Raw genomic sequence first — 17516 nt, 5'->3', positions numbered from 1 at the left:
TCCTAGCTTCGGGCCCGGGTGCGGGGATCGATGAACGAGTAGAGGAGGTCCACGAGCAGGTTCGCGCCGAGGACGGACAGCGTGATGACCAGGAACAGGCCCTGCATGAGCGAGTAGTCGTTGCTGCCGACGGCGTTCAGCAGGGCGGAGCCGATGCCGGGGTAGGAGAAGACGGCCTCGGTGACGATCGACCCGGCCACCACGAAGCCGAGCGAGATCGCGAATCCCGCGACCGACGGCAGCACGGCGTTGCGTGCCGCGTAGGTGGTCATGATCCTCAGGGGACGCAGGCCCTTGGCCTCGGCCGTCAGGATGTAGTCGTCGGAGAGGGTGGAGACCATCATGTTGCGCATGCCGAGCATCCAGCCACCCACCGAGGAGATCACGATGGTCAGGGCGGGCAGCGTCCCGTAGTAGACGACACTGCTGATGAAGGCCCAGTTCCAGCCGGGGCTGACCTCGTAGACGTTGTAGCCGCCGTTCAGCGGGAACAGGTCCCACATGCCGCCGAGCACGAACAGGAGGATCAGCGCGAGCCAGAAGTAGGGCACCGACTGCAGCATGGTGGTCACGGGGATCAGGTTGTCGAGCCACGAGCCGCGCTTCCACCCGGCAAGCATCCCGAGGCCCACCCCGAGGACGAACGAGATGACCGTGGCGACGCCGATGAGCCCGATGGTCCAGGGCAGCGTCTGCGCGATGATGTCCGTGACGGACGCCGGGAAGAAGGCCACCGACGTCCCGAGGTCGAGGGTGAAGAGCTTGCCGAGGTACTGCCAGTACTGCACGATCAGCGGCGCCTGGGTGTTGGTGCCGAGGAGGAGTTCGACGGCCTCGCGCGCTTCGGGAGTGACCGGTCCGCGCTGCGCGAGCTTCGCGAGCATGATGTCCACCGGATTTCCCGGAAGGAGCCGCGGGAGGAAGAAGTTGACCGTCAGTGCGGCCCAGAAGGCGACGAGGTAGAACCCGAGCTTCTGCAGGATGTATTTCATGGCGATCGACTTTCCACGACGGGTCGAGGTCCGCGCCCGGGGGCGGGACGGCGCGTCGGTGGGACGCGCCGTCCTGCCCGTGGTGCGGAGGGGAGCCTACTGGGCGGGGGTGATGTTCTTCAGGACGATCCCGTTGTCCCAGGCCTTCCAGGTGGCGGCGAGGGCGTAGGGGTCCTCGTTGGTGGGCCAGCCGGTGGCGCGCTCGGTGTTGAACTCGGTGAGCAGCGAGTTCACGTAGATGGGGATGTACGGCATGTCCCGGACGATCTCCTCCTGGATGATCCCGTACTGCTCCTTCTGCACCGCCTCGTCGTTGGTGGAGCGCGCGACGGCGAGCGCCTCGTCGACCGTCGGGTTGCTGTAGCGGGAGGTGTTGTTGTTCAGCGCCGACTCACCCACCGGCGTCGTGTTCGCCGAGTTGTACCACTTCTCGTAGGAGTAGTACGGATTGTTGGAGGGCTGCAGGCCGATCGACTCCAGCGTGAGCTGGTACTCGCCGATGTTGAGGTTGTTGACCCACTCGTTGTAGGTGATGGACGTCGGGTTCAGCTCGATCCCCACGTCGCGCAGTTGCTGCGACATGGCGTCGTTCAGCGAGATGAAGTCGCTGTAGCCGGTGACCGTCTGGATGCCGAGGGAGAGCCGCTCGCCGTCCTTCTCGCGGATGCCGTCCGAGCCCTCGACCCATCCGGCGTCCTCGAGCACCTTCCTGGCTCCCTCGACATCGGCGTTGGCCGGCGTCTCGGTGTTGGCAGGATCGGCGATCCAGTCGGCATCCCGCTCGGGGAGCACCAGGGTGGGGGATGCCGTACCGGCGAAGCCTCCGCCGGCGAGGGCGTTCAGCTGCTCGCGGTCGATGCCCTGATAGATGGCCTGGCGCACGGCGGGGTCCGTCTGCGGTCCCTCACAGCCCAGGGCCTCGTTGGAGCAGGTGAAGATGGAGGCGGTCAGCGCGGGGGTGTTGACGTAGGACAGGTTCTCGTTGTCCGCGAGGATCTGCTCGAGGCCCGGCAGGAAGGAGCTCATCCAGTCCACCTCCCCGGCGAGCAGCGCGCCCGTCGCGGCGTCCGCGGTGTCGAGCGAGATGTAGCGCACCTCGTTGATGGCGGGCTTGCCCTCCTCCCAGTAGAGATCGTTCTTTTCCAGGAGGTAGCTCTGCGCCGTGAAGTCCTTGACCTTGAACGGTCCGGTGCCGACGGGGTCGGAGTTGATCTCGGTGATCGGATCCGCGACATCCTTCCAGATGTGCTCGGGGACGATCCCGCGGTTGCCGAGCACGCTGGGCTCCTGCATGAAGGAGTTCTCGGTGAACGTCAGGACGACCGTCGTGTCATCGGTGGCTTCCGCCGTGGCGGCCAGGCCCGTGGTGTTGAGCTCCGGCGTCTCGTTGACGAGGTTGAAGGTGAAGGCGACGTCGTTCGCGGTGAAGGGTTCGCCGTCGGACCACTGGACGCCCTCGCGCGTCGTGATGGTGAGCTGCGTGCCGTCCTCGTTCCATTCGAACGATTCCGCGAGGAGCGGGGTGGGCGGCTCGTCGGATGCCGCGTTGTACCAGAAGAGCGGCTCGAAGATCACGCCGAGGGTCGGCTGGAGCGCCGTGGAGGAGAACGGGTTGAAGTTCTCGGAGATGGTCCCGGTCGCGCCGTTGAAGACGGTGACGGAGGTGTTCTCCGAGCCGCCGGCGTCATTCGATGCTCCCCCGCCGCCCGCACAGCCGCTGAGGGCGAGGGTTGCGACGCTGAGCATCGTGGCTGCTGCCAGACCCAGGCGCCTGGTTCCCGAAAGTGATGAGGACATCTTCGTACCTTTCAATCGTGGGCGGCTACGGTGCCGCCGGCCGGTTCGACCACCCGAGGTAAACCGTTGGGTACTTTCTTAGGCGACTTTATTATCTAAGTCAAGTAAGTGTCCGACGTGCGTCCCGAAGCGTGGCCCCTCCGTGCTGCCCCAGCAGAGCCGCCACACTCCTCCATGAAGCGCAGCCGTCGTCCTGCACCGGATCCCGGTCCGCCAGGACCCTCGCCCCCACCGGCCTGGTCGGCGCCGCCCGCCACCCTGCCGTCGTCATCGCAGGGAAGCACCATCACGCCCGGCCGCAGCGAGGCCGCGCGGCCCTACGATGGGCACCATGGACACCGACGGCACCCACCCCTCCCCCGCCGAGCGTGACGCGGAGGCCCGGGGCCTCGACATCGTCCTCGTGGCACGGCACGAGGACGGCACGTTCGACGAGGTGGCCGCCGCACAGGGCCTGTCCGAGGACGACGGCGTGAAGACGATGGTGGCGAAGATCAGCGGGGGCATCACGGTCTTCGTGCTGATCCCCGGGACCCGGCGCCTGGACTGGGCCAAGCTCCGCGCCCTGCTGTCCGTCAACAAGGCTTCCCTCGTTCGCCCGGACGCCGCCTTCGAGGTCACGGGCTACGCCCCGGGCACCATCACGCCGCTGGGCAGTTCGACGGTCCTGCCGGTCTACGCGGACGAGCGCATCAGGGGTCGACGGATCGGCATGGGATCGGGATCCGCGGATTACCTGCTCTTCACCGACGCCGACGCGCTGCTGGACTCGCTGGGCGCCGTGACGGGTGACATCACGTCCTAGGTCCCGTTCACCGGTTCGGCAGGACGCATTCAGCGCCGGCGGCTCCCGCGCCGGGTTCGACGCCGGGTTGAGCGCCGGCGGCTCCCGCGCCGGGTTCGACGCCGGGTTGAGCGCCGGCGGCTCCCGCGCCGGCAGCTGCGGGGCCGACGGCTGACCCCGACGTCGCGGCAGGAGCACCCAGTACCCTCGCGTAGCAGACGGAGTGGTCCTCACCGACGTAGGCGCCGAAGGCCGGGATGCGGTGGTACCCCTCGCGCTCGTAGAAGCGCATCGCATCGGGCTGCCCCATCCCGGTCTCCAGCAGCAGTTCCGCGACGCCCCGGGCCCGTGCCTCGTCCTCGATCCGCCGCAGTATCGCCGTCGCGACGCCATTGCCGCGAAGCTCCGGCAGGACGTACATCCGCTTCACCTCCAGGCCGCCGCCTGCGAGCGGTCGCAGCCCGCCGCACCCCACGGCCCTTCCGTCCTCGGTCCGGGCGACGAGGAAGAAGGGCACGTTGGCGGCCGTCGGCTGCTCGCCTGGTTCGTGATCCTCGCTTCCGTACCTGACGTGCAGCTCCGCCTGCTGGGCAGTGCGGAGCGCGTGCGCTTCGGGGGCGTCGAAGGGGACCGGATCTAGGGTCAGGTGCATGGTCGCTGGTCATCCTCGTGAGGCGTCATTCGTGTCCCTCCCATCCTTCCATCGCGGCCTGCAGGCGCGGAGTCGCGGGTCCCGTGTCCGGGAAGTTGACCGGATGGTCTAACTTAGGGCACTAAAGATAGTGAGCAATGAAAGGAGTGCCGATGGACGTCCATGGGTCCCTGGTCTTCGCCGGGGACAGCGTGACCGACTGCGGCCGGCGCGAGGACCCGGCGGGGCTCGGTTCCGGCTACGTCCGCGAGCTGGCGTCGACGCTCGTCCCACGGGGTGTCCGGGTCGCCAACGCGGGCGTCGGCGGCGACCGCCTCGCCGACCTCGGCGACCGATGGGAGGTCGACGTCGTCGCACGGCACCCGGACCACGTCTCGGTGCTGATCGGCATCAACGACACCTGGCGCCTGCAGGACACCGGCGAGCGCTCGGATCACGGCGCCTTCGCCGAGCGGTACCGGCTCCTGCTCTCGGCTCTTCCCTCGACCACGCGGATCGTCCTCCTGGAACCCTTCGTACTTCCCGTCACCGAGGACCAGGAGCGGTGGCGGGACGACCTCGATCCGCGGATCGAGGTCGTACACCTGCTCGCCGAGGAGTTCGGCGCAGTCCTCGTACCCATCGACGCGATCCTCCACCGGTTGGCCCGGACACTCGGCGCCCCTGCCCTCGCCGCTGACGGCGTGCACCCCACCGAGAGCGGACACCGAGAGATCGCCGCAGCCTGGTCGAGGACCGTGGGGGCAGCGTGACGATGCCTCCAGGGGCCGGCCCGCAAAAGGTTGCTCCTTCAACTTCCTTGGCCGCTGAGCTACCATTGACCGTGATCGAAAAGACCCGCCGCCGCGAGTCTTCCCGGGGCAAGATCATCGACCTGATCCGCTCCAGCGGGCCCATCAGCCGGGTCGAACTCGCCGAGAAGACCGGGCTGACCCAGGCCACCATCTCGACCCTGGTGCGCACCCTCCTCACCGAGGACATCATCGTCGAATCCGGCCGCGGCGAGTCGACAGGCGGCAAGCCACGCATGTTCCTGGAACTCAATCCGGCGTCGCGCCTGGCGGTCGGACTGCACATCGGCCAGGACTACATCACGTACATCATCTCGGACCTGCGGGGCCACGTGGTGGGGCGGCGACGCGTGGACGGCCCGGGCGGAACCTCGCCCCTGACCGTGGTCAGCAGGATGACCCGCGACATCGACGCCCTCATCCTCGAGTCCGGTGTCGACCGGACGAGCATCGTCGGCATGGGCATCGCCACACCGGGGCCGCTCGACCGGGCAGCGGGCACGGTCCGGAACGCGCCCTCGCTCGAGACGTGGAGCGACTTCCCCATCCGGCGCGCCCTCACCTCCACCACCGGCTTCCACTGCGAATTCGACAACGATGCCACCGCCGCCGCCATCGGCGAGTACTGGCTCGGAGCCACCGAGGGCTATGCCAACTACGCCTCGGTCTACATGGGCTCCGGTATCGGCTCGGGCATCGTCATGGACGGCACCATCTACCAGGGCGTCAGCTCGAACGTCGGCGAGATCGGCCACGTCACCGTCGACGCCCGCGGACTGCCCTGCCCCTGCGGCAACATCGGGTGCCTGGAGCTGTACGCGAGTCCGCGCGTCGTCGTCGCACAGGCTGCAGAAGCGGCAGCGCGCGGCGAGCTGGGCATCCCCCTGACAGGCGTCATCTCCGAGGACTTCGCCGCACTCGGCACCGCCGCGGCGGACGGGGACGCCGTGGCCCTGCAGCTCATCCGGAACTCTGCCGAGTACGTGGCGAGTGCCGTGATCTCCATGGTCAACCTCCTCGATCTCCAGCTCATCGTCCTCGCCGGGAGCGCGTTCTCGACGGCCGGCGCCTTCTATGTGGACATCATCAGCGGGCTGCTCTCCCGGCGGGCGATGGCGCGCGCCATCCATCCGGTCGAGGTGCGCCTGTCGGTCAACGGCAACGACGCCGCGGCACTCGGCGCGGCGACCCTCGTCCTGCAGGACCGCATGTCACCCCGGTCCCTCCGCTCCGTCTCCTTCGCCTGACCGGGCGGACCCTCGCTCGACCCGGCCCGACCGACCGGCCGGAGAGGCACCGGCATCGGCCCTGGTGGCAGCCTCGGTAGGACGGGCCGCCGGCGGGGACCTACAGCGCCACGAGGGCGTCGATGATCTCGTAGGTCTCCGTCCGCGTGGTGTAGTCCACCCGCACGTCGATCAGCCGGATGGTGCCGGTCGCATCGGCCACGACCACCGTGGGGAACGGGATGGCGGCAGTGCTGTCCATGTTGCTCCCCGCCACGTCGATGCCGAGGGCCTCCCGGGCCCGCAGCGACTCCGGGCTGGGAGTCGTCACGATGCCGAGGTGCGCCGCGAGCGCATTGCCCTCGTCGGAGTACAGCTCGAAGTGCAGTCCGGCCTGTCGCCCTCCCCGCGCGGCCACATCCGGCGCCTGCGGGCTGACCGCGATCAGCCTGGTCCCGAAGGCCTCGACCACGGGGCGGAGCTCCCGCTGGTAGGTCTTGAGCGCGATACTGCAGTACGGACACCAGGACCCGCGGTAGAAGACGATGATCGCGGCGGCGGCATCGAGCACCGTGGACAGGCTCACGATCCGGCCGGCGGCGTCGTGCAGGACCGCATCCGGGAGCCGGTCACCGACGCGGGCGATACCCTCCGGCAGTCCCGCGCGGCGGAGGTCCTCCTGCTCGCGGGCGAAGACCGCGGCGAGTTCCGGCCCCACCCGTGCCTCGAATTCCGGCCTGTAGCCGTCCACCTGAGACGCAATGGTGCGCGCGAACGCCGGTATCTGCTTCATGGTTCCCTCCAGCACAACCCGTCGCGGGTGCCTCCAACCGCGACAGGACCATTGTGGGCCAGGACACACCAAAAGCACAGCAGTGCCGGGCTTCCCCGCGCGGTGCAGGTGCTGGGCACCGGAGGAGTCGCTGCGCCGGACCTGCACCAATCCTTCGGCAGAATTCGGGGTAATCGCACCCCGGGGCGTGTAGGGCGCGGGAGAATGGAAGCAGTCCACGAGGACGGACGACCGGCGGGTGGCCGCCGGGCGACAAAGGCAAACCCGGTGCGAGCCGGGGACGCAAAGCCACGGGACCCACGCGGTCAGCCGGGCTACCGAACCAGCGAGGTACCCCGCATGATCATCGTCCCCGCCCAGCCCCTCCCGCCCGGCACGCTCCCCGCCGCCGCCCGGATCCTGCTGCTCCTCACTGCGGTGGCCGTGCTGATGGTGGGTCTCACGCCTCCTCCGGCCGGCGCCGCGGCGACGATCACGCTGAGCAGCTCCGCCGGGACAGCCGGCGCAGGCGTCACCGTGACGGGTGCTGGCTTCCCCAAGCGCACGAAGGGGACCGTCGTCGCGGGCACCAGCCGCGTCGCGGTCACGACGACGTCGACCGGCACCCTCCAGGTGTCGATCGTGCCCGGCGGTTCGGGGACGGTGACCATCAGCGCAGCGGTCGGCAGCGCCGCTGCCTCCACCGGGTACACGGTCCTCGCGGCGGCGCCCGGGACCGACTCCTCCAAGGGCATCCGCTTCGGCGTCGGCACCGGTGGCGGTCCCGCCGCAGGGGGCGAGCTCGACGAGGTGGCAGCCCTGGCGGGCGAGGCTCCGTCGATCGTCCTCTCCTACAAGGACTTCAACCAGCCCGCGCCCATCGCGGAGCTGGAGGCCGTCAGGGCGCGGGGTGCCGAGACGCTGCTGACATGGGAGCCGTGGACCTGGGGCGGCGGCACGGAGCAGCCCGCCTACTCGCTCGACCGCATCGCCGCGGGCGACTTCGACGCCTACCTGCGTGAGTGGGGCAGCGCCCTCGGTCAGTGGGGCCGGCCCGTCTACCTGCGGTTCGGGCACGAGATGAACGGCGACTGGTACCCGTGGTCCGAGGGCGTCAACGGGAACGGTGCGGGAGACTACGTGGCCGCCTACCGCCACGTGCACGACGTCGTCCGGTCCACCGGAGCCACGAATGTCAGCTGGGTCTGGAACCCGAACGTGCCCTACTGGGGCTCCACCCCGCTGGACGGCCTGTACCCGGGGCAGGGCTATGCCGACGTCGTCGCCCTCGACGGCTACAACTGGGGTACGTCGCAGTCCTGGAGCGGCTGGCAGGATCCTGCGGCGCTGTTCGGGGACGGCCTCGCGCAGCTGCGGCGCCTCGCACCCGGTACGCCCATCGTGATCGCCGAGACGTCCTCCTCCGAACTCGGCGGCTCCAAGGCCCGCTGGATCACGGACCTCTTCGGATACCTCTCTGCCCAGCCGGACGTGGTCGGCCTGGTCTGGTTCCACATCGCCAAGGAGGCGGACTGGCGGATCGACAGCTCCACGGCGTCGGTCGACGCCTTTGCTGCCGCCCTGGACGCGAGGCGCTGAGGTCCTCTCCTCCTTCACGGCGCGGGCCCCCACATCGCGCGTCAGCGAAGGGGCTGACACCGCGGGCACCACCAGGTCCGGCGACGGCCCGGATCACCGGGCACCTCCGCCCGCACACGGATGGTGGTGCCGCAGCGCAGGCACGGCTTCCCGGCTCGTCCCGCGACCCAGTGTTGCTCCCCCTTCCGCGTCCTGCCGGTGGTGACCTGGTGGGCGCCGGGCTGGGTCGCCGAGAAGCGCAGGCACCGTGCGCCCAACGCCACGAGGGCCGGGACGTCGACGTCGGCCATCACCGTGTCGGGGTGCACGCCGCGCAGGAAGCAGAGCTCGTTGGCCCACAGGTTGCCGAAGCCCGCCACGTTGCGCTGGTCGAGCAGGGCTGCCGCCACCCGCTCGCCCGGGTCGCGTCGCAACCTCCGCACCGCCTCCTCGACCGACCAGTCCGGACGGAGCGGGTCCGGCCCGAGATGCCCGACGACGTCGTGTTCAGCGCGCGTGGCCACGAGGCCGACGACGGGCAGGGCCAGGCCGTAGGCCGTCGGCCCGTCCCTCACCGTCAGGATGACGCGGGCGTCGGGCAGGAGCGCGCGGGGAAGCGACCTGCCCGGCGCCGTCACCGTCCACGAGCCCTGCATGCGCAGGTGGGTGTGGAGCGTCACGCCGCCGTCGAAGCGGGTCAGCAGGTGCTTGCCGTGGGTGGCGTGCTCCATCAGCCGCATGCCGTCCAGCGCGTCGGTGGCATGCGCCGGTACGCGCAGGTCGCCGCGCTCGAGCGTGCGGCCGTCGAGGGACCTGCGCAGCCTCGCGGCGAGCCGGAAGACGCTGTCTCCCTCGGGCATGGGGCCTCCCTGCCGTTGCTCGTCGGGGCTGTGCGCGGTGGGAGCGGATGGATCCGGGCTACGGTACCGCCCGCCACCGACAGGCGTGCGTCCCGGCCGCCGTCCGGTCGTCCGCGTCGTCGTCCACGTCATCGTCCATGTCATCGTCCGCGTCGTCGTCCGCGTCGAGAACGCCGGGCGGACTCCCCGCTCGCTCCCGTCCACACGTCGTCGATCCCCCGCCGGATGGCTTCCGTTCTCGCCGGGCGACCGATATCATCGACCTTTGCCGGGCTTCCCGGCATGCGTGGTCCAGAAGCGGGCCCGGTCGCCCGTGTCCGCTCCGAACCACCGAACAGGCCCCCATGAGCACAAGACTCTCGCCCGCCGAGGACTTCCCGGAAGACCTCACCGCGCTCGATCTCCCCACGGTCGAGGTGCTGAACAGCAAGATCCACCGCGAACTCGACTACGAGTACGCGCACGACGGCGAACCCTCCCTCGAGACCGAGATCCGCCACGAGGAACTGACCGAGGAACTGGACCGGCGCGACCGGCGCCCCGAGTCCTCGCCCGTCCTGCCCGACGTCGTCGAGCCGGCCCGCCGCTCCTCCTGACCGGGCCGGTGTCCTGAGGTACCGGTTTACTCAGGACGCCGGGACTGCCTCCGACCATGGGCGCGACGACCGCCCCGAGACCATCAGGACCAGGCAGGCCACTCCGGCGCAGCAGAGCATCACGACCGCCGTCGGCACCGGCGACGTCAGCCCGAAGGCACCGGTCAGCGGAGCGATCACGGCAGCGCCCACCATGTTCGCGGCGCCGAGCAGGGAGGCTGCCGTCCCTGCACGCGACCCGTGGCGCTCCAGCGCGGTGGCCTGCAGGGCCGGACTGATCAGGCCGAACGCGGCAGTGAAACCCATGACCGGTCCCACCAGGCCCCAGAGTCCGAGGCCCGGCAGCAGCACCACGCTCAGGACGAGGATTGAGGCCGCCAGCACCAGGGCGATCGCTCCGACGCGCACCGTGATCAGGGGCGAGGCCCGGCGCGCGATCAGCGCGCCCACCTGCGCGCCGACCACCAGGAGCGCCCCCTGAGCGGCGAAGACGAGTGCATACTCCGTGGGGCTCAGGCCGAACACCTCCTGCACCAGGAAGGCGCTGCCGGCCATGAAGGCCATCATCGCGGCGAAGAGCAACCCCCCGGCCACCGCGACGGACCGGAAACGCCCGTCGGTGGCCAGCGCAGCGTAGTCGTCCCGCAGCCTCGTGCCCTCCCGCAGGCGCCGGCGCTCCTCGGTATGGGTCTCGTTGCGGAGGAGGATCCCACCGGCCACGCAGAGCAGGACCACCCCGTAGGCCAACAGGGCCCAGAACAGGCCGCGCCACCCCACGACGCCGAGCAGCTGCGCGCCGAGCGCCGGCGACGCCACGACGAACACCCCCGAGACGATGGACAGACGGGCCAGGAACACGAGGAGCCGGCTGCCACTGTAGAGGTCGCGGACGATCGCGAGGGCGATGACGGCGCACGCCGCGGAGCCCATGCCCTGGACCGCCCTGCTCGCGATGAGCCAGCCCAGGCTGGGCGCCAGGGCGCAGGATGCCGTGGCGACGCAGTAGAGCACCGTCATCACGGCGAGGGGGCGGGCTCGCCCGATCGCATCGGACACCGGCCCGGACGTGAGCTGACCGACGCCCATCCCGATGAAGGCGCCGGTGAGCGTGAGCTGGACCGCCGCCTCGTCCACGCCGAAGTCGCGGCGGATCGCCGGGAAGGAGGGCAGGTAGAGATCCATGGTGAGCGGCCAGATCACCTGCAGCATGGCGAGTGCCGCCAGGACGGGTAAGGCCCGATGCCGGGACGCCGACGGCACATCGGTGGTGGGACGGATGACGTCGAGCTCCGAGTGCACTGGTGACCCTTCGGTTGGATAGCGCTTTCCACACCATTCTCACGCATGGCCCCCGCCATCGGAACCCCGGCCGTCTACAGCACCGCTGCCGGCGAAACTCTGCTCGCGGCGCACCGGTGCCGTGGTCTAGATTCGATTGCACTGCAGACCGACGACAGGAGAACAGCGTGAAGAACAAACTCGTTTTCGCAGCGGGAATGGCTGCCGGATACGTCCTCGGGACGCGGGCCGGGCGGGAGAGCTACGAGCAGATCAAGGGCAAGGCGCAGCAGCTCTGGAACAGTCCGAAGGTCCAGGACACCGTCAGCTCCACGACGGCCACCCTGAAGAGCACGACGCCGAAGGTCCAGGACACCCTCAAGGGAGTCCTGAAGAAGGACGGGTCGGGAGGTCCTGACGGTGCGGAGGCACCGCAGGATCCGGGCAAGGACGTCGGCGCGAGTGGGGACCTTCCCCTGGACCTCCCGCCCACCGCGAGCGCCATGGGTGGTGGATCCGGCAGCGCCGGCGGCACCACGGGCCCGAGCGGCGGTGATCCGCGCACCGTCGAGGACACCCCCTTCCAGGAGCAGGACGAGTCCACCCGTCCCGACCTCGGCAGGAGCTGACTCGGCCTCGGCGGCGAACAGGGCCCCGGCGTCGAGCCGGGGCCCTGCCCCATGCCGGGGCCCTATCCGCGGACGGCTTCCTCCGACGCGAGGGACGCCTCGGCCTCGTCCCGCACCATGACGGCATTGATGGCCACCGCGACGCGATAGGCGTCGCCCGCTGCCGGCAGCAGCTGCGCAGCCGGGTCGGCGGCGTTCCCCACTGCCCAGACCCGCTCGACCGAAGTCCGTCCGACCCCGTCCGTGGTCACGCAGCCGTCGTCCCGCATGGCGCATCCGAGCGCCTCGAGCAGCGGCAGGAAGGCGTCCGACCCTGGTTCGCAGAAGACCGCGGAGCACGGGACGGTCGCACCGCCGTCGAGCGCGACGCCCCGGACGGCCCGGGGTCCGCCGTCGTCGCCGCCCTGCAGCACGAGCCCGCGCACGGTCCCTCCGACGATCCGGATACCGCGGCACCGGAGGCGGCGCTCGTCATCGTCGGACAACGCGCCGAGCACGTGCGGGAAGAAGGTGACGTCCTCCGACCACTGGCGGACGAGCAGGGCCTGCTGCACGGATTCGGAGGAGGACCCGAGCACTCCCAGCGCCTGGTCGCGGACCTCCCAGCCATGGCAGTACGGGCACTGCAGCAGGCCGCACCCCCAGGCCTCCCGCGCCCCGCCGATCCCGGGCAGCTCGTCGCGGAGCCCCGTGGCGACGACGACGTGCCTGCCGCGCACCGAGGCGCCGTCCGCCGTCCGGATGATCCAGTCCGCCCCGTCCGCCTGGGCATCCTCGGCCCTGCCGTCGATGAACGCGACCCCGTAGGGGTCGAGGTCCTGCCGGGCGAGATCCACGAGGTCGCCGGGACGGATGCCGTCCCTGGTGGTGAACCCGAAGGCCGCCCGGGCCGGCGCATTGCGCGGCGAGCCATCGTCGATCACCGCCACCCGGCGTCGTGCCCGCCCGAGGACGAGCGCCGCACTCAGGCCCGCCACTCCGCCGCCGACGATCACGGCGTCGTTCGCATCCTGCCTGTCCATGCCTTCATCCGATCACGCCTGCACCCACCGGGCAGGACGAAATACTCGTTGCCGTCCGCCGGGTCAGCCACGCGACGCCGTCCGCCGGGTCAGCCAGGCGACTCGCTCGGACCGGCGGGACCGAGGGCGCGCACCAGCGACGCGAACCGCTCGCTGCCGGCAAGGTCTTCGACCAGCACCGCCCGCCCCTCCGCATCGGCCAGCGGGATGCGCCAGTTCGGATACTCGTCATTGGTCCCGGGCTGGTTCTGGGTGCGCTGCTCCCCCACGGCATCCGCGAGGGCAACGCCCAGCAGGACGGAGGGCGTCTCCGCGATGAGGGCGTGCAGTGCCTCGACGGTCTGCTGCACCGACACGTCCCCGGCAGCCAGCAGACCGCGCGATCGCAGCAGGGAGAGGAACTTCTCCTGCACCGCGCGGTCCTCGGCCTGCTCCTCCTCGACGGGACGGCTGAGCAGGCCCAGCCGGTCTCGGAGCTTGACGTGCTCGCCCGCGAGGTAGCCCGCGGTCGGCGGGAGATCGTGCACGGTCACCGTGGTGAGGCACCCCTCCCGGTAGGACTCCGGCGGAAGCGGACCGTCGTCGTCCTGCTCGAACCAGAGGATCGAGGTCCCCAGGATCCCCCGCTCGGCGAGGTATTCCTGGACCCCCGGTTCGAAGACCCCGAGGTCCTCGCCGACCACGATCGCCCCGGCCCGCTCCGCCTCCAGGGCGAGGATGCCGATCAGCGCCCGGTGGTCGTAGTACACGTACGCCCCCTCGCCCGGCGCCTGGCCCTGCGGGATCCACCACAGCCTGAAGAGTCCCAGGATGTGGTCCACGCGGATCCCCCCGGCGTGCCGCAGGATGTTCCGGAGCATGTCGCGGAAGGGTGCGTACCCGGCTTCGGCGAGGCGCTCGGGGTGCCACGGCGGCTGGCTCCAGTCCTGCCCGTGCTGGTTGAACATGTCCGGCGGGGCACCCACGCTGATGCCCGCCGCCAGCACGTCCTGCAACGCCCACGCGTCGGCCCCGCTCGGGTGGACGCCGACGGCGAGATCGTGCACCACGCCGATCGACATGCCCGCCCCGGTCGCCTCGAGCTGCGCCTCCTGCAGCTGCTCGTCGAGGAGCCACTGCAGCCAGGCGTGGAAGCCGATGCGATCCGCGTGCTGCTCGGCGAACGCTACCGCGCCCGCCGACCCGGGCCGTCCGACGTCGTCCCATTCCTGCGCTCCGGGCTCCAGCGACTCCGCGAGGGCGGACCACAGCGCGAAGTCGGCCAGCCCCTGGCCCTGGTGCGCGCGGTAGGCATCGAAGTCGTGCTGGCGCTGTTCGGGGCGCTCCACGGCGTACACGAGCTCGAGCGCTTCAAGCTTCGCCGTATAGGTCGTGTCGCGGTCCAGCAGGTCCGCGGTGCGGTTGACCGCGTCGAATCCCGCCGCGAGTACCTCGATGCGCCGGCGGGCGGCGTCGTCGAGCCTCGCGTACTCCGGGATGTCCTCGATCCGGAGGTAGAGGGGGTGGAAGTAGCGCCGGGTGGTCGGCAGGTAGGGCGACGGCTCGACGGGGGGCTTCGGCTCGGCCGCGTGCAGGGGGTTCACCAGCACGAAGCCGCCGCCGTGCTCCGCTGCCGCGCGGGCTATCCCGGCCAGGTCCGCGAGGTCTCCGATGCCCCACGAATCCGCGGACCGGACGGAGTAGAGCTGCGCCATGATCCCCCAGGTGCGGCGGTCCAGCAGGGACGCCGTCGTGCTCAGCCGGTCCGGCGTCACCACGAGCGTGCAGGAGGACTCGACGCCGTCGACCCTCGCGTGCACGGTGTGCCAGCCGAGCGGCAGCGCGTGCGGGAGGGTGCCCTCGCGCCGTTCGAGGTCCTGCCCGTCGACGGCGCGCGTGACCGTGGCCTCGCCCACGGTCCCCGTGTAGTGGACGCCGTCCTCGTCGACGGCCCAGAACTCGACATCGGACCCGGCGGGCACGTGGAGGTGCAGCGGATCGGTGTCACTGCTGCGTACGACGACGACGGCGGGCAGCACGGAACGCCACGGGCCGGCGTCCACCTCCGCCAGGGACCGGCTGATCTCGGTCTCCGACGAGGCAGCCACGCCGAGGGCCCCCAGCACGGTCTTCAGGGTCGCCTCGGACACCTGCGCTGATCCGCCGTCCCAGCCCTTGAAGGTGGTGCCGACCCTGTGGGCCTCGGCCAGCTGCTCGAGCGGCGTCGGGGTCGTGGGTTCGGAGTCTTCGTGCAGTGTCGTGTCGGCCATGCTCCCAATCTAGGCGTGGATCAGCAGGCTTCGCATGTTCCCGGCGTCCCGGACGGGATGTGACGGGAGGGACGCCCGGCGCGGGGCCTCTGCCGGATAACAGGCCGGGTGACCCAGGGCAAGCTGCTCGTGCACGCCACCCCGGTCGAGCAGCCCGCGGCTCCGGGTGCGACCGTGGAGCATGGCGTACTTCCTCGAATACCTCGTCCCTGCCGAACACGACGGCGCGGAGGTGCCCGTGGATGGTCCGACCCCCGACGGCGGCACCGGAGAGCGTGTCATCCACCTCGACGCGCTGCCGGCGCGGAGCCGCATCTCGGCGGATTCCCTCGCGGACGCCCGGGCGGAGGCCGAGCAGCTGCTCGCGCACAGCAGGGCGGAGTCCGGCGAGCTCTTCGAAGACCCGGACGACTCGCTGGAGGCCGGGAGCGGCCGGCGGACCGGCTCCTTCCGCGAGGGTGAGGGGTGGACCGAGGGCTGACCCCTACCAGGTGTCCTTCGTGTAGGTCAGGTTGAGGCGGGCGATGAGCGAGCCCAGGACCTCCACGTCCTCCGGATCCCAGCTCCGCATGAGGGCGGTGAACGCCGTGCGGCGTCCGCTCTGGGCGGCCGCGAGCTGCTGCTCGCCGAGTGGCGTCAGGAGGACCCGCTGCGAGCGGGCGTCCAGCGGGTCGAGGCGGCGGGTCACGAGGCCCAGCCCTTCGAGGGCCCCGAGCTGGCGGCTCACCGAGGGCTTCCCGACGCCGATGCTCTGGGCTATGTCCGTGGCACGCAGGGACCCCTCGCGCTGCAGGAGCGTCAGGATTCCGTAGGCTGCGGGCTCCATCGCCGGGTGCACGTTCTTCGCCAGGGCATGGGAGGTGGTGCGCTCCCGCCTCCACAGCACGCTGGTCTGCTCCTCGAGCACCTCGATGGCACGTTCGAACTCCACGTCGTCGTGCCCCATCGCTGTCTCCATGGACGCATCGTATAGATGCCCGGAGCAAGCAGGACGGGTTTCGCCGGATAAGTCCGACTGTGTCCGACGTCTCACGTACCGATCAGGCCGCCGCCACGGACGAAACCGCGGTGCATCTCCGTCTGGTTGAGGGCCGAGAGGAGCTGGAAGCCGTGCAGCCCGTCCCAGCCGGCGGTCCAGGCGAGGCGCGACGCGAGCTCCCACACCGTGGGCTCCGGCCCCTCCTCACCGAGGATCGCGGCGACCTGCCGAGCCCGGGCCAGCTGGTGCCCGGCGCACGCCGCCGCCCGCTCCCCGAGCCCGGTGAAGCGGAAACCGTGGCCCGGCAGCGCCTCGTAGTCGCTCCACGGCGCCAGCGCCCCGACGGACGCGACGTAGTCGGCCAGCGGGTTCGTCGCCGTCGGCCCGCCGAGCCCCAGCCCGGGGAACACCGTCGGCAGCACGTGGTCGCCCGTGAACACCAGCCGGCGGGCGTCGTCACGCAGGCAGACGTGCCCGGCCGTGTGACCGGGGGTGGGCATCACGACGAGGCCGAATCCCGCGACGGGCAGCCGGTCGCCGCCGTGCAGCTCGTGGTCGACGGCGAGGACGAGGCCCTCCGGAGACCGGTCCACGTACTGCGCCAGCTCGGTCCGCCGCTCCTCGGGCACACCCCATCCCCCGAGCCGTCCGAGGGCCGCGTCGAGGTCCAGCAGCCGCGTGCTGTGCTGCTCCAGGGCCGCCCGCTCGTCCTTGTGCATCCCCAGCGGGGCGCCGGACGCTCGCCGCAGCCGCGCCGCCAGACCCACGTGGTCGGGGTGGAGGTGGGTACCCGTGATGCCCGAGACCGCTCCGGCGCCGGTCGAACCGGGCGCGACGACGGCGAGCGCGGCGAGCAGGCGCTCCCAGTTCCCGTCGGAGTCCCACCCGGGATCGACGACGTGGATACCGCCGTCGCCCGCGGTCAGCAGGTAGGTGAAGGAGTACGCGAGGTGCCCGCCGGGCATGGGCTGGGCGAGGGCCCAGACGTCGTCGCGCACCCGGTCGAGCTGCGGGAGCTCCCCGCGGTCGAGGGCATCGGACTGGGCGCTGCTGGTGCTTCGCATGGTTCCTTCCGGGTGCCTTGCTCGGCGAGCAGGGCGGTGCAGTGCGGGGGCCACCGTCGTCGTGCGCACGCCGGAACGCCCGCCGATGAACGCCGACGGCACTGCCGTCGGCGTTCAGGGCGGGCGTCCGCGTGGTCGGCGTCAGCCGCCGAAGAGGGCGGCGACGCGCGTCAGGGTCTGAAAGATCCCGTAGGCGAGCGGCAGTCCGACGAGCGCCCAGACGACGGCGATGCGTGCTCCGGTCATG

The 17516-nt window shown here is 70.8% G+C and carries 18 protein-coding genes and 1 riboswitch; of the genes, 7 read left to right on the top strand and 11 right to left on the bottom strand.

What is annotated here, in order from left to right:
* Positions 1 to 2: 2 nt before the first annotated feature.
* Together ASF21_RS03735 and ASF21_RS03730 are read right to left on the bottom strand one after the other, a co-directional pair.
* Positions 3 to 992, bottom strand: coding sequence for an ABC transporter permease (locus tag ASF21_RS03735; RefSeq protein ID WP_055766942.1), 990 nt, complete (start codon positions 990 to 992; stop codon positions 3 to 5).
* A 96-nt stretch (positions 993 to 1088) separates the two neighbouring features.
* A complete protein-coding gene (locus ASF21_RS03730; RefSeq protein WP_055766937.1) occupies positions 1089 to 2789 on the bottom strand; it encodes an ABC transporter substrate-binding protein in 1701 nt (566 codons plus the stop codon).
* 331 nt (positions 2790 to 3120) lie between these two features.
* Here ASF21_RS03730 and ASF21_RS03725 point away from each other — a divergent pair, with 331 nt between their 5' ends.
* Positions 3121 to 3594, top strand: coding sequence for an aminoacyl-tRNA deacylase (locus tag ASF21_RS03725; protein WP_055766935.1), 474 nt, complete (start codon positions 3121 to 3123; stop codon positions 3592 to 3594).
* Positions 3595 to 3601: 7 nt separating this feature from the next.
* Here the strand turns inward: ASF21_RS03725 and ASF21_RS03720 are convergent, their stop codons facing one another.
* Complete coding sequence (locus tag ASF21_RS03720; RefSeq protein WP_082471205.1) at positions 3602 to 4225, bottom strand: GNAT family N-acetyltransferase; 624 nt, start codon at positions 4223 to 4225, stop codon at positions 3602 to 3604.
* Between the two features lie 152 nt (positions 4226 to 4377).
* Between ASF21_RS03720 and ASF21_RS03715 the strand changes: the two genes are divergently transcribed.
* Positions 4378 to 4977 (top strand): SGNH/GDSL hydrolase family protein, encoded by a 600-nt coding sequence (locus ASF21_RS03715; protein ID WP_157365725.1) that lies wholly within the window; start codon positions 4378 to 4380, stop codon positions 4975 to 4977.
* A gap of 71 nt (positions 4978 to 5048) precedes the next feature.
* A complete protein-coding gene (locus ASF21_RS03710) occupies positions 5049 to 6263 on the top strand; it encodes an ROK family transcriptional regulator (protein WP_162237506.1) in 1215 nt (404 codons plus the stop codon).
* Positions 6264 to 6363: 100 nt separating this feature from the next.
* On the opposite strand, the gene ASF21_RS03705 is transcribed toward ASF21_RS03710, so the two are convergent.
* Entirely contained in the window at positions 6364 to 7035 is a 672-nt protein-coding gene (locus ASF21_RS03705; protein ID WP_055766927.1) for a peroxiredoxin-like family protein, read from the bottom strand.
* A gap of 247 nt (positions 7036 to 7282) precedes the next feature.
* Positions 7283 to 7357: riboswitch (cyclic di-GMP riboswitch) on the top strand.
* 17 nt (positions 7358 to 7374) lie between these two features.
* Here ASF21_RS03705 and ASF21_RS03700 point away from each other — a divergent pair.
* Positions 7375 to 8613 (top strand): glycoside hydrolase family 26 protein, encoded by a 1239-nt coding sequence (locus tag ASF21_RS03700; RefSeq protein WP_235498640.1) that lies wholly within the window; start codon positions 7375 to 7377, stop codon positions 8611 to 8613.
* A gap of 41 nt (positions 8614 to 8654) precedes the next feature.
* Here the strand turns inward: ASF21_RS03700 and ASF21_RS03695 are convergent, their stop codons facing one another.
* Positions 8655 to 9452, bottom strand: a complete 798-nt coding sequence (locus tag ASF21_RS03695; RefSeq protein WP_055766922.1) for a DNA-formamidopyrimidine glycosylase family protein — start codon at positions 9450 to 9452, stop codon at positions 8655 to 8657.
* 344 nt (positions 9453 to 9796) lie between these two features.
* On the opposite strand from ASF21_RS03695, the gene ASF21_RS03690 reads away from it, so the two are divergent.
* The gene (locus ASF21_RS03690) at positions 9797 to 10048 is read left to right on the top strand and encodes a hypothetical protein (RefSeq protein ID WP_055766920.1); all 252 of its coding nucleotides are present in this window, start codon (positions 9797 to 9799) and stop codon (positions 10046 to 10048) included.
* A 30-nt stretch (positions 10049 to 10078) separates the two neighbouring features.
* On the opposite strand, the gene ASF21_RS03685 is transcribed toward ASF21_RS03690, so the two are convergent.
* Complete coding sequence (locus ASF21_RS03685) at positions 10079 to 11347, bottom strand: multidrug effflux MFS transporter (protein WP_055766917.1); 1269 nt, start codon at positions 11345 to 11347, stop codon at positions 10079 to 10081.
* 167 nt (positions 11348 to 11514) lie between these two features.
* Between ASF21_RS03685 and ASF21_RS03680 the strand changes: the two genes are divergently transcribed.
* Positions 11515 to 11955, top strand: a complete 441-nt coding sequence (locus tag ASF21_RS03680) for a hypothetical protein (RefSeq protein ID WP_055766913.1) — start codon at positions 11515 to 11517, stop codon at positions 11953 to 11955.
* A gap of 62 nt (positions 11956 to 12017) precedes the next feature.
* Here ASF21_RS03680 and ASF21_RS03675 read toward each other — a convergent pair whose 3' ends face one another.
* Positions 12018 to 12977: an NAD(P)/FAD-dependent oxidoreductase gene (locus ASF21_RS03675; RefSeq protein ID WP_055766911.1), complete on the bottom strand. Its 960-nt coding sequence runs from the start codon at positions 12975 to 12977 to the stop codon at positions 12018 to 12020.
* An 89-nt stretch (positions 12978 to 13066) separates the two neighbouring features.
* On the bottom strand, positions 13067 to 15226 hold the full coding sequence (gene malQ, locus ASF21_RS03670) for a 4-alpha-glucanotransferase (RefSeq protein ID WP_055766908.1): 2160 nt from the start codon (positions 15224 to 15226) through the stop codon (positions 13067 to 13069).
* Between the two features lie 181 nt (positions 15227 to 15407).
* Here malQ and ASF21_RS03665 point away from each other — a divergent pair, with 181 nt between their 5' ends.
* Positions 15408 to 15707 carry a hypothetical protein gene (locus ASF21_RS03665; protein ID WP_055766904.1) on the top strand — a complete coding sequence of 100 codons (300 nt, stop codon included), beginning with the start codon at positions 15408 to 15410 and terminating at the stop codon, positions 15705 to 15707.
* A 3-nt stretch (positions 15708 to 15710) separates the two neighbouring features.
* Here ASF21_RS03665 and ASF21_RS03660 read toward each other — a convergent pair whose 3' ends face one another.
* From ASF21_RS03660 to ASF21_RS17510, 3 genes are all read right to left on the bottom strand, one after another.
* Positions 15711 to 16184, bottom strand: coding sequence for a MarR family winged helix-turn-helix transcriptional regulator (locus ASF21_RS03660; protein WP_055766901.1), 474 nt, complete (start codon positions 16182 to 16184; stop codon positions 15711 to 15713).
* 71 nt (positions 16185 to 16255) lie between these two features.
* Positions 16256 to 17269 carry an MBL fold metallo-hydrolase gene (locus ASF21_RS03655; protein ID WP_055766898.1) on the bottom strand — a complete coding sequence of 338 codons (1014 nt, stop codon included), beginning with the start codon at positions 17267 to 17269 and terminating at the stop codon, positions 16256 to 16258.
* 141 nt (positions 17270 to 17410) lie between these two features.
* Positions 17411 to 17515: an MFS transporter small subunit gene (locus ASF21_RS17510; RefSeq protein ID WP_414826595.1), complete on the bottom strand. Its 105-nt coding sequence runs from the start codon at positions 17513 to 17515 to the stop codon at positions 17411 to 17413.
* Between the last annotated feature and the right edge of the window lies 1 nt (position 17516).

Origin of the sequence: Arthrobacter sp. Leaf234, assembly GCF_001422665.1 — a bacterium.
GTDB lineage: Bacteria > Actinomycetota > Actinomycetes > Actinomycetales > Micrococcaceae > Arthrobacter_D.
Note: the sequence above shows the minus strand (reverse complement) of the source record. Positions and strands in the feature narration are given on the sequence as shown.